The 10,967-nt window shown below is 67.0% G+C and carries 11 protein-coding genes and 1 tRNA gene; 6 read left to right on the forward strand and 6 right to left on the reverse strand.

Going from position 1 to position 10,967, the window contains the following annotated elements; translation table 11 throughout:
- From VAE53_RS02950 to recA, 3 genes are all read right to left on the reverse strand, one after another.
- Positions 1-446, reverse strand: a 446-nt coding sequence (locus VAE53_RS02950) for an iron chelate uptake ABC transporter family permease subunit (protein WP_322817873.1), incomplete at its 3' end; no start/stop codon positions are given.
- 135 nt (positions 447-581) lie between these two features.
- Positions 582-1,217 (reverse strand): regulatory protein RecX, encoded by a 636-nt coding sequence (locus VAE53_RS02955; RefSeq protein WP_322817874.1) that lies wholly within the window; start codon positions 1,215-1,217, stop codon positions 582-584.
- Positions 1,218-1,271: 54 nt separating this feature from the next.
- A complete protein-coding gene (gene recA / locus VAE53_RS02960) occupies positions 1,272-2,306 on the reverse strand; it encodes a recombinase RecA (protein ID WP_322817875.1) in 1,035 nt (344 codons plus the stop codon).
- 130 nt (positions 2,307-2,436) lie between these two features.
- On the opposite strand from recA, the gene VAE53_RS02965 reads away from it, so the two are divergent.
- Both VAE53_RS02965 and VAE53_RS02970 read left to right on the forward strand, forming a co-directional pair.
- Positions 2,437-2,706 (forward strand): DUF167 domain-containing protein, encoded by a 270-nt coding sequence (locus VAE53_RS02965; RefSeq protein ID WP_322817876.1) that lies wholly within the window; start codon positions 2,437-2,439, stop codon positions 2,704-2,706.
- A gap of 75 nt (positions 2,707-2,781) precedes the next feature.
- A complete protein-coding gene (locus tag VAE53_RS02970; protein ID WP_322817877.1) occupies positions 2,782-4,170 on the forward strand; it encodes a glycine--tRNA ligase in 1,389 nt (462 codons plus the stop codon).
- Between the two features lie 77 nt (positions 4,171-4,247).
- Here the strand turns inward: VAE53_RS02970 and VAE53_RS02975 are convergent, their stop codons facing one another.
- Complete coding sequence (locus tag VAE53_RS02975; protein WP_322817878.1) at positions 4,248-4,568, reverse strand: hypothetical protein; 321 nt, start codon at positions 4,566-4,568, stop codon at positions 4,248-4,250.
- A 105-nt stretch (positions 4,569-4,673) separates the two neighbouring features.
- Between VAE53_RS02975 and VAE53_RS02980 the strand changes: the two genes are divergently transcribed.
- Positions 4,674-5,711, forward strand: coding sequence for a GNAT family N-acetyltransferase (locus VAE53_RS02980; RefSeq protein WP_322817879.1), 1,038 nt, complete (start codon positions 4,674-4,676; stop codon positions 5,709-5,711).
- An 18-nt stretch (positions 5,712-5,729) separates the two neighbouring features.
- A complete protein-coding gene (locus VAE53_RS02985) occupies positions 5,730-7,535 on the forward strand; it encodes an O-antigen ligase family protein (RefSeq protein ID WP_322817880.1) in 1,806 nt (601 codons plus the stop codon).
- A gap of 6 nt (positions 7,536-7,541) precedes the next feature.
- Here VAE53_RS02985 and VAE53_RS02990 read toward each other — a convergent pair whose 3' ends face one another.
- Complete coding sequence (locus tag VAE53_RS02990; RefSeq protein ID WP_322817881.1) at positions 7,542-9,179, reverse strand: globin-coupled sensor protein; 1,638 nt, start codon at positions 9,177-9,179, stop codon at positions 7,542-7,544.
- 194 nt (positions 9,180-9,373) lie between these two features.
- Here VAE53_RS02990 and VAE53_RS02995 point away from each other — a divergent pair, with 194 nt between their 5' ends.
- Together VAE53_RS02995 and VAE53_RS03000 are read left to right on the forward strand one after the other, a co-directional pair.
- On the forward strand, positions 9,374-10,396 hold the full coding sequence (locus tag VAE53_RS02995) for a hypothetical protein (RefSeq protein WP_322817882.1): 1,023 nt from the start codon (positions 9,374-9,376) through the stop codon (positions 10,394-10,396).
- A 21-nt stretch (positions 10,397-10,417) separates the two neighbouring features.
- Positions 10,418-10,494, forward strand: a tRNA-Val gene (locus VAE53_RS03000).
- A 28-nt stretch (positions 10,495-10,522) separates the two neighbouring features.
- Here VAE53_RS03000 and VAE53_RS03005 read toward each other — a convergent pair.
- Positions 10,523-10,967, reverse strand: a 445-nt coding sequence (locus tag VAE53_RS03005; protein ID WP_322817883.1) for a CAP domain-containing protein, incomplete at its 5' end; no start/stop codon positions are given.

Below are 10,967 nucleotides of genomic sequence, written 5' to 3' on the forward strand. Positions count from 1 at the left end.
CCGAGGGGGAGGACCAGGGGATTGACCGCATCGAGGTCCCAATAGAGGACTGCGACGGCGCCGAGGGAGGCACCGGAGGAGACGCCCGTGACGCCAGGTTCGGCGAGCGGGTTCCTGAAGACGGCCTGGAGGGCCGCTCCGGCGACGGCGAGCGCTGCACCACAGATGGCCGCGAGGAGGATTCGGGGAAGGCGAAGCTGGGAGACGACTGCGACGTCGCGGTCGCTGGCTGGGAGCGCTATGGGGAGTCCCGCCTCGGAAAGGAGGATTCGCCAAGCATCGAGTGGGTGGATGGAGACAGGGCCGAGTGCAGTGGCGGCGACGATGGCGGCGAGGAGGAGGCCTGCGAGAATGAGGATGACGACGATGAAGCGCAGGGTGGCGGCCCGGGCCCTCTGGCGAGCGATCGTGGGAAAGGCAGCGGCGGGAGCGGGAACGGACGACATGGCCAGAGTCTCCGCTCCGCGTTATCGGTACGTAGTATCAAATGGATCGCCGAAGCGGGCTCAAATGAGCGCCACACTGCTCGGCCGAAGCTGTGGCAACGGCGGGGAGACGCCCACCGTACGGTCTCTGTGGATTCAGGGGGAGGGGGCGGCCGGGTGTTCGCCGCTCGCAGAAAGCTGGTCCCAGGCGACGCGGAGCGCTTCGGAGGTAACTCGGTAGTCGAACCCGCGCCGACGGAGGAAGGCGCCAACCTTGGCGAGGAATTCTTCGTGGGATTTTCCAAGGTAGCGGCGACCACGTTGGAGGGCGAGATTCGTGGCGAGCTCGAGGTCGTCGATGCCGTCGATGGCGGCAGCAGCGGCTTCGGGGTCGATGCCGCGCCCAAGCAGCTCGTAGCGGAGCATGGCGCTGCCCCGGGGCGAGAGGCGCTTGCGGTCTTCGACCCAGGCGCGGGCGAAGCGGGCGTCATCGAGGAGGCCGGCGGCTCGCAGCCGCTGGATTTCGAATTCGATGGTTTCGGGGTCGAAGCCGCGGAGGGCGAGGCGGGTGCGCATCTCGTGTTCGGAGCGGGGCCGTGCGTCGAGGAGTCGGAGGGCGGCTTCGTGGGCGTTGGCGCGGCGTTCTTCGCGGTCGAGCAGGTCGAGGAGCCCGGGGTCGGCGAGCATGCCTTGGGTGAGGCCAGCACGCTCACAGGCTTCCTCGGAAAACACGAGCTCACGTCCGTCGCTGAGGGCGACGATGCGGAGGCGACCCCGACCGGCGGGGCTCATCGAAACGATGGTGGGCGTTTGGAGACTGGATGACTCGTCCATACGGCCGGGGAGCTAACGCTCCACCAGCTCTTCTCCTCTCACTTGGCGGACTGGCAGGCCGACTTGGCGGCGGATTTCATTCTCGATCTCTTGGGCGAGCTCGGGGTTATCGTCGAGGTATTGTTTGGCATTTTCGCGGCCTTGGCCGAGGCGCATGTCGCCGTAGCTGTAGAAGGCTCCACTTTTGGTGAGGATTCCATGTTCGACACCAAGATCGAGGATATCCCCGGTTCGGGATATCCCACGCGGCGGCTCGAACATGATATCGAATTCGGCCTGGCGGAAGGGAGGGGCGACTTTGTTCTTGACGATCTTGGCTTTGACGCGGCGGCCGACGATATCTGGGCCCCGCTTTATCGAATCGACGGGTCGAATGTCGATGCGGACGGAGGCGTAGAACTTGAGGGCCCGGCCACCGGGTGTCACCTCTGGGTTGCCGAAGACGACACCGACTTTTTCGCGCAGTTGGTTGATGAAGATGACGGCGGTGCTGGTGCGGGCGATGGTAGCTGTGAGCTTGCGGAGGGCCTGGGACATGAGCCGGGCCTGCAGGCCGACGTGGGCATCGCCCATTTCGCCTTCGATTTCGGCGCGGGGCACGAGCGCGGCGACGGAATCGACGACGATGACATCGACGGCGTTGGAGCGGACGAGGGTTTCGCAGATTTCGAGGGCTTGCTCGCCAGTATCGGGCTGGGCGACGAGGAGGTCTTCGAGCCTGATGCCGAGGTCGCGGGCGTAGCCGGGATCCATGGCGTGCTCGACATCGATATAGGCTGCGGTGCCGCCCATTTTTTGGGCTTCGGCCATGACGTGCTGTGCGAGGGTGCTCTTGCCGGCTGATTCGGGCCCAAAGATTTCGGTGACACGCCCGCGGGGGATGCCGCCGACGCCGAGTGCGATATCGAGGGCGAGGGAGCCGGAGGAGATGACCTCGGTTTGATTGGCTTCGGCATCGCCGAGCTTGATGATGGCTCCGCGCCCGAACTGCTTCTCGATTTGGGAGAGGGCGAGCTCGAGGGCGCGGGCGCGGTCGGCATCAGACATGGATAGCTACCCGCCGGGTTGGTTCGCGGCCGGATGATACCATCCTAGCCGTCGCCATTGGGTACGATAGCATGGTGCGCACATTTGTTCTAGTCCCGACTTGGGATGTTCTGGCGACGGGGGGCGAACGGTGAGCCGCCTCACGGTGCGCGTGACTCCGCGGGCGGGCAGGGATGCGGTGGAGGGGTTCGACGCGGATGGCCGGCTGCGGGTGCGGGTGCGCGCCGCTCCGACTGACGGGCAGGCGAATGCGGCGGTGGCGTGGCTGCTGGCGCGGGCGCTGGGGCTTCCGGGGAGGGATGTGGTGCTCGTCCAGGGGGCGGCTGGCCGGGTGAAAGTGTTCGAGCTGCCGCTGTCGGGGGAGGAGGTAGCCCGTCGGCTGGGTGGTTCCGGCGGCTAAGGCCGTTCCGCGGTAACGTGGGCAGAGCGGCGCGTCAGCCGGGCGCGTCGACTTTGACGAGCAGGCAGGTTCAGCGTGCCAGCACCCGACCTCGAGACGATCGTATCCCTTGCGAAGCGGCGCGGGTTCGTTTTTCCCTCGGCGGAAATTTACGGCGGATTCGCCAATGCCTACGACTACGGACCGCTCGGAGTGGAGTTGAAGCGGAACATCCGCGAAGCGTGGTGGCGGTCGATGGTGATGGAACGGGACGATGTGGTGGGGCTCGATGCGGCCCTCATCACGAACCCGCTCGTATGGGTCGGGAGCGGTCACGTTGCGAACTTCACGGACCCGCTGGTGGATTGCAAGCGCTGCCAGCGGCGCTTTCGGGCGGATCATCTCGAAGAGGGTGCGTACGGGGAGGTGCAGCGGGATGCGAGGGGCAATCCGCTCTGCCCATACGATGGCGGCGAGCTGACGGAGCCGCGCCAGTTCAACATGATGTTCAAGACGCAAGTGGGGCCGGTAGCGGACGAGGCGAACATGGCCTACCTGCCGCCTGAGACGGCGCAGGGGATTTTCGTCAACTTCGTGAACGTGCAGCAAGCCATGCGGCGGAAGCTCCCGTTCGGGATTGCGCAGACTCGGGTGAGCTTCCGAAACGAGATCACGCCGGGCCGATTCATCTTCCGGACGCTCGAGTTCGAGCAGATGGAGATGGAGTACTTTTGCATGCCGCCGGCCGACCGAGAGAACCCGGCAGAGTACCTGGCGCTGCATCGCGAGTGGGTGGAGGAGCGGCTGCGCTGGTACGTCGAGGTCATCGGCATCGCGCCGGAACGCCTGCGGTTGCGCGATCACGAGAAGGACGAGCTTTCGCACTACAGCGCTGCCACGACCGACATCGAGTATCTCTTCCCGTGGGGATGGGGGGAGCTGGAGGGAATCGCGGCGCGGACCGACTACGACTTGAGTTCGCACGCGAAGCTAAGCGGCCAGCCGTTGACGTATTTCGACGAGGAGACCGGACAACACGTCATCCCTTGGGTGATCGAACCGGCAGCGGGGCTGACGCGAACGCTCGCGGTGGTGCTGCTTGATGCCTATAGCGAAGAGCTGGACGAGAAGGGCGAGAAGCGGGTGGTGCTGAAGTTTCGACCACGCATCGCCCCGGTGAAGGTTGCGGTGCTTCCGCTTTCGAAGAATGACGCGCTGCGGCCGACGGCGCGGCGGGTATACGACATGCTGCGCCCTTTGTGGATGACGCAGTACGACGAGACACAGAGCATTGGCCGGCGTTACCGGCGACAGGACGAAATTGGGACTCCGGTCTGCGTCACGATCGATTTCCAGACCGTCGGGGAGGAGGGTCGCGCTGGGGACGATTGCGTGACGATTCGCGACCGGGACACCCAGCAGCAGGTCCGCGTTCCGATCAACGGGCTGATTGCGGCGTTGGAGGAGCGCATCCCTCGCTGCTAACCGGTACGCCGCGATGGGGACGTGCACACGGCCGGCAGCTTGAGCTGCCGGCCGTGTGCCATTCGCGATTTTGCCGTTCAGGCTTGCTTTTGCTGCTTCGGGCCGGCGCGCCGGCAGGCCTCCCCGTATTCGGCGAGAGCGAGAACGACGGGGTCGTTGGCGGCCAAATCGCGCGGGCCGAAATGATGGGTGAGGGCCTCGTAGACGTGGCGGCTGGCGATTTCCTGGCCGGCTTCGTCGTGCTCACGGCAGCGCTGAGCGTATTCGGAGATGGCCCGCACGATCGGCTGGTGGGCGGCGAGATCGAGCGGCCCGTAATGGTGGGTGAGCGCTTCGTACAGGTGGGCGGATGCCTGCTTGACGGCTTCTTCGGGGTCGGTCACGACGGTACTCCTCATGGTTCTCTGCCCTCCTCGCAGATTTAATCCAAATGTAACACGGGAGAAATACGAACGAAACAGGTTTTTCGACCATTGCCTACCTTGCTCGGTACAGTTCGGCAGATGTCGGACCGAGTCGAGGTGCGCCCCCTGGCGGAGGAGGACCTGGGTGCCTGCGGCGACCTCCTCGCAGCGCGCCAGCGGGCGGCTTTGGCTCGCCTGCCGTTCCTCGAGCCGGCCCTCGGGGACGCCCTCGGCGCGGGCGAGGCCGTGCGAACCGCATTCCTGCAGCCAGGTAGCGAAGGAATGGTTGCATTGCGCCGCGGCCGGCCGGTCGGGTTCTGTATCGGTTCGCGGTTGGCGTTCTCTCCCCGGGACGTTGCCGCGCAGTTCTTGCCGCTGCGGTCGGCGGTGGTTTCGGCGCTCGGCCATGCCGTTGCCGCCGATGAGGATGCGGAAGAGGTGTACACCTTGCTTTATGCAGCGTTGGCGCGCGGGTGGGTTCGCGATGGCATCTTGGTGCATCGGGTGGAGGTGGCGGCGTGCGACCACTCGGCCGAGAATGCGTGGGCATCGCTCGGCTTCGGAAGGGCTTTGACGGCTGCTTCCCGCTGGACGTCGGAGCCCGTGACGGGCTATCGCGATGAGCGAGTCCGCGTAGGCCTGGCCACGAGGGAGGATGTGGACGCGGTACGTCGGTTGAGCCGGGAACTCGCGGCGCACCATCGTCAGTCTCCGATGTTCTGGCCGCCGGTCCTCGAGGCTGAACCGGCAACCGACGCCCTGCTCGGGGCCGCGCTCGCCGGCGAGGTACCGACATTCCTGGCCTGGGAGGGTACCGAGGCCGTCGGGATGCAGCTCTTCTTGCTTCCGGGATTCACGCCGCAGTCGGTGCGTCGCGACGAGCAGCTATACCTGTTCGAAGGGGTGGTAAGCCCGGCGGCGCGGGGCGGTGGCATCGGCAGTGCGCTCCTGGCGGCATCGATGGGGTGGGCGGCGGAGCACGGTCACGAGATCTGTACGCTTCACTGGGTGGCCGGGAACTACCTCGGAGCTCCGTTCTGGCGACGTCATGGGTTCGTTCCGGTGGCGCACACGCTGGAGCGGCGGATCGACGAACGGACGCTCTGGGCGAGGGGAGAACCGGGTCATACCGGCTAACCGTCGTACCATCGGTTTGTGATCGTTGGAACAACGGCGCCCGAGGGGTGGCTGCTCCGCGGCGCGATGGTGGTGGCGCTGGCGGGCATCCCTACGGTGTTCTGGGAACCGCTCTACGACGACTTTACGCTGCCGAAGCAAGCGGTACTCCTCGCCACGGGGGCGTTCGCGGCGGCGGCGTTCGGGTGGGGCGGGTGGTGGCGGACGGTTCCGCCCTGGCTGCTCGTGCTGGCGGCGGGATGGGTGGCGGTGTTGGTGGCGAGCACGGCGCTCGGACTCGATTGGCGCGGGAGCATCCTCGGGTATTACCAGTACCGGCAGGGCCTTGCTACGCAGCTGGCGTATCTCGGTCTGTTCGCTGGGGGGTGGGCGTTAGCGGCGCAGGGCGCGTGGCGGGTGTTTCTGGGCGGCTTGGTCGGAATGGCTGCCGCGCTCGTGTATACGGCGATTCAAGCAGCCGGGGCGGACCCGTTCACCTGGTGGATCGATACGTCGGAGCGGGCTTTCGGGACGATCGGCAATGCCAACGAACTCTCGGCGTTCGCTGTCGTGGCGATGGGACTGACGGCATTTTTACCGCGACGTTGGTTCGTCCCTGGCGCGGCGCTTGCGTGGGGCGCGGCGCTTTTCATGGTGCTCGAGGCAGAGAGCCGCTCCGGGCTCGTGGCCGTGGGGCTCTTCTTTGCGCTGCTCCCGTTGGCACGTTGGGTGGGGCGAGCGCCAGCAGCGCCGCTCTGGAGGGCAGCACCGGCAGTGATAATTTCGCTCGGTGCGGTGACGGCCGTTTCGCTGGTGGCCGGAGGGCTCGAAGGAACCGCGGCGCGGGTGACCGGCGAGGCGACCGTGGCGGAGCACGGTGGTTCGACGCGCGTGGCGCTCTGGAGAGGGACTCTCGACGTCATCGCCGAGCGCCCGCTCCTCGGTACAGGCCCGGATGGCCTCCACCTCGGGTTTCCGCGCTGGCGCCCGGCCGACCTCGGGGGTGCCTACCGAGAGTACGACCTCGTCGCCCAAAGTTCTCACAATGCCATATTGGATATCGCCGCGAATACCGGGCTGTGCGGGCTGGTGGCGTTCGGGAGTCTGGTCGTGGGCAGCTTGGCGGCGTCGGTCCGGTGTGTTCGACGGTCGGGCGGCGGGAACGGACCAGACTGGCCGATCGCCTGGGCTGCGCTGGCGGCCTACGGCGCGTTGACGCTGGTGAACCCGATTTCGCTGGCGGCCCACGCCGTATTCTTCAGCCTCCTCGGCGCGATGGCGGGCGATGCACTCGCTCGGCGCGGGCGTGAAAGGCGATCGTTCGGTGGGCTCGCCGTCGGTGGGCTGGTGACGGCTGGGGCGCTTCCCATCGCGGCGATGCTCCCGCTGGCCGATGTTCATGCGCAGGCAGGGTGGGAGGCGTTCGCGTCGGGGAGGTTCGCGGTGGCAGCAAGGGAGTACCGGGCGGCGGGCCGGATGATCCGTTTCGAACGAGACTACGCGCGGCGGGAGACGGTGGCGCTCGTCGCGGCTGCGTCGGAGGACGTGGAGCGACTTCCGGAAGCGGAACAGGCCCTTCGCCGGTTCGATCGGCGGTTCGGGTTCGCTTCTGGCGATGCTTTCAATCTGGCTGCGGTGCTCGTCGGGGAGGGGCGGCCGGAGGCGGAGGTGGAGGCAGCGGTAGCACGGGCGGTCCGGCTGAATCCGCACGGCTACGCGACGGCTGCCTACGCGGCGACGGTGATGCGGGCAGCCCACCTGGGCGGTGTGCTGGTCTTCGACGAGGAAGACCGTTGGACGTACGTGGTGCCTCTGCCGGACCTCCCGGACGACGGTAACCGGTAGGGCTTCTCACGCCGCGGCGCGGTAGGCGCGCCCCTCGGAGTCGTGGACGAGAGCACCGAAACGGGCGAGGAAGCTGGACATCTTGGTCGTCACTTCGCCGAGCCGACGGGCGAGGTTGGCGAGTTCGCCGACCTGGGCCGAGACTTCCTCGACACTCGCCGAGACTTGCTGCGCCGCAGCGGCCGACTCCTCGGAGACCGCCGAGGTGGAGGCGATGGCCTCGACCGCGCTTTCGCTGCGCGTGCGCATCTCCTCGGCGACGGCCGCCAGGCGCTCGGCGATTTCCGCGACATCACCGACCTGACGGGTGAGCGTTTCGACACCTTCGCGCATGCCGGCCGCTGCATCGGCGATGCGGCGGATTTCTGTGTTGACCTCGGTGGCGGACTGCACGATGCGGCCAAGGGCCGAGCCGGCTTCGTTGGCGCGTTCGGAACCGACTTCGACGTCGCGGACGGAGGATTCCATGGCGCGCACGGCCTGCCCGGTGCCGTGCTGGACGGCCGAGATGAGCCCGGCGATCTCTTTGGTGGCGACGGCGGTACGCTCGGCGAGCGAACGGACGTTTTCGGCGACGACGGCGAACCCGCGCCCTTGCTCTCCGGCGCGTGCGGCCTCGATGGCGGCGTTCAGGGCGAGGAGGTTGGTCTGGCTGGCGATATCTTCGATGACCTGGACGATGGCGCCGATTTCGGAGCCGCGGCGGCCTAGCTTTTCGATTTCGGCTGCGGTGGAGCGGACTGCCTCTCGGATGGTGTTCATCGCGTCGACCGTCTGCTGGACGGCGGTCATACCCTCGCGGGCGGCGGCGAGTGAACCTTCGCCTTTGGTGGCGGCGGCGTTCGCCGATTCGGCGACCCGCGCAAGCGCATCGCGCACGCGGTCGGTGGTGATCGTGGCGGTGCGAATACCTGCTGCTTGGGAGGCGGCGCCGCTCGCGACATCGGCGATGGCGCCAGCGAGGGCACGCATGGTCGCGTCGAGCTGACCGACCGCCGCGGATTGCTCGGCGGCCCCGCGCGCGATCTCCTGCGTGGCGTTGGCGATGTCGCGGGCTGCGGCGTCGACCTGGGTGGTGCCTTCCCGCATCGACGCGGCCGCCCCGCTCATTGCCTGACAGGCATCGACCAAGTTCGTGAGCACGCCCTCACTGATGTACGTCTCGACGGCGAGCGAGGCATCGAGGACGAAAACTTTAAGAAAAGCGAGAAAGGTCTCGGCGAGCTTCTGACCCTTGAGCTTCCTCGAGAGCTCCTCGAGCAGAATCGAGGCGTAGACGGCGTAGTTGCCGACATTCCAGCGCGGCTCGATGTTGAGGACGGCATGGGTCCGGCCGACGACGAGGCGGTGCTCGAAGTACTCCTCATCGAAGCGGGCATCGAGGAGCTTGAGGAAGTAGCCCTTCTGAGCAGCTTCGAGGCGGGTGCGGCTGGATTTCGACTCCTCGACCTTGGCGACGAACTGCGGGAAAGAGAAGGAGTGGTCGTAGAACCGTCGCACGATCTCGTCGGCGCGGGGCCGGAGAAAGTTGGCGGCCTCCCTGATGAGGGCAACATCGCGGTCGGTGAGACCGAGCCAGCGGAGGCGCGTGGTCCGGTCCGCCGCGGTAATTGCCAACTGGTCGACGAGGGTCATCGCGGGCATGTGGTGCTCCGTACTTGGTAATCGGTAGAAGCATCGTGGCCCTGCTCGACCGGTGGCATCCGCGCAATCCCCGATGGTGGCGTAGGGAGCGGGCCTGAGGCGGGTGATTTTTTCCCGTATTTGCGGAAGTAATCAAAGAATCCCGGCGTTGGGGGCGCGCAGCGTCGGGGCTGGTGGCGTGCGATACTCCGAAGGTGTTGCTCATCCTCGATGGGAACAATCTGGCATGGGCCGGCTTCCATGCGTTGCGCCGGCCCCTGAAGGCGGACACACCGGAGCGCAAGGAACGGGCTGCGCTTCTCGGGTTGGCGCAGGCTGTCTTCGGGATTCTGGTGCGAGCGGGGGAGCCGCCGGATGGGCGTGCCGGCCAGGGGCGACTGTTGGGGCCGGGCGGCCCCGGTTCGGTCAGGGGCCTGGTGGTGGCATTCGACGAAGGCCGACCGGTGCGACGGCGGGAGCTGTATCCGGCATATCAGACGGGGCGGGAGTCCGACCCGATGTTCATCGAAAACGAACCGTACGTGCTCGCCGCGGTCGGAACCTTTTGCGAACTGGCCGAAGGGCTGCCTATCGAGATACTCCGCGGGACGAACACGGAGGCGGATGACCTGATCGCCGCGAAGGCGTTGGGCGCGGATGGCGCCGTCCGCGTCGCCTCGACGGACCGGGACTTTCTGCAGCTGGTCGACGAGCGCGTGAGTATCTATTCGCCGGTGAAGAAGGTCGTGGTGACTGCGGCAGATTTTGCGGAGCACGCCGCGCCGCGAGACGCCGCGGGGGTACCCGTCGTGTTCCCTCGGGAGCGATATCTGGATTTTCGGGCGGCGAGTGGCGATAGTTCGGACGACTTGCCGGGCGTTCCCGGGATGGGGGCTTTGACGGCGGCGCGGCTCCTCTCGGAGGCGCCACTCGATGCGTTCCTGGACGACCCTTCGCTGGCCAGCCGGGTGCTGGGCCGCCGGAATACGAAGCTGGAGGACGCGCTGGCGAGTGGCGAGGCGCGAGCGATCGTCGCTCGGAACCGGTCTCTCATGGACTTGCGCGCTGCGGCGACGCGCTACTCGGATTTGCGGCCCTACGTGCACGCGGGCAGTTGGGAGCCGGCTCGACTCGAGCGGTGGTTCGTGGAGCAGCGGCCGTTCGGTATCGAGCGCGAGGCTGTGATGGGAGCGATGGAGCGGCTTGCGGAGGCGACCGCAAGCGGCGGGCGGGGGTAGACTTTATCCCGGAATTGCCGTGGGCGATTAGCTCAGTTGGTCAGAGCGTCTCGCTTACACCGAGAAGGTCGGGGGTTCGAGCCCCTCATCGCCCACCATCGAAGGCAAACCAGGCTGGGGCAGCGGTCAGTCGGTGAAAACGGTGACATAGAGCCAGACGCGGCCGGAGCGAACGGCTGCGATACCGACGCGCTGGAAGCGAGGCTCGAGGATGTTCGCGCGGTGCCCGGGGCTGCCCATGAGGCCTTGGAAGGCGGCGGCCACCGTTCGCGACTCGGCGTAGTTGTTGCGGGCGAGGTTTTCGCCGGCGAGGGCGTAGCGAATGCCGCGCACGGCGAGTTCAGAGAAGGCGCTACTCCCGTCGGGGGCGTAGTGGTCGAAGTAGTCGCGCCGGATGAGGTCGGTGGCGCGGGCCAACGCGACCGATGCGAGGTTTTCGTCCCATTGAAGGGGGGCGAGCCCTTCCGTCGCGCGGGCTGCGTTCATCGCGGCGAGGAGTTCGACCGCTTTGTCGTCGACGCTGACGAATTCGCCGGGTTGGCTCACGGCCGCCGGTAGGGTGGCGACCGGT

It is taken from the genome of Tepidiforma sp. (assembly GCF_034432735.1).
Classification (GTDB): Bacteria; Chloroflexota; Dehalococcoidia; order Tepidiformales; family Tepidiformaceae; genus Tepidiforma.

Bases quoted from the DNA above. Each gene is read 5' to 3' on its own strand.
- VAE53_RS02975 (WP_322817878.1), bottom strand. From the start codon at position 4,568: ATGAGGAGTACCGTCGTGACCGACCCCGAAGAAGCCGTCAAGCAGGCA.
- recA (WP_322817875.1), bottom strand. From the start codon at position 2,306: ATGTCTGATGCCGACCGCGCCCGCGCCCTCGAGCTCGCCCTCTCCCAA.
- VAE53_RS02980 (WP_322817879.1), top strand. From the start codon at position 4,674: ATGTCGGACCGAGTCGAGGTGCGCCCCCTGGCGGAGGAGGACCTGGGT.
- VAE53_RS02990 (WP_322817881.1), bottom strand. From the start codon at position 9,179: ATGCCCGCGATGACCCTCGTCGACCAGTTGGCAATTACCGCGGCGGAC.
- VAE53_RS02955 (WP_322817874.1), bottom strand. From the start codon at position 1,217: ATGAGCCCCGCCGGTCGGGGTCGCCTCCGCATCGTCGCCCTCAGCGAC.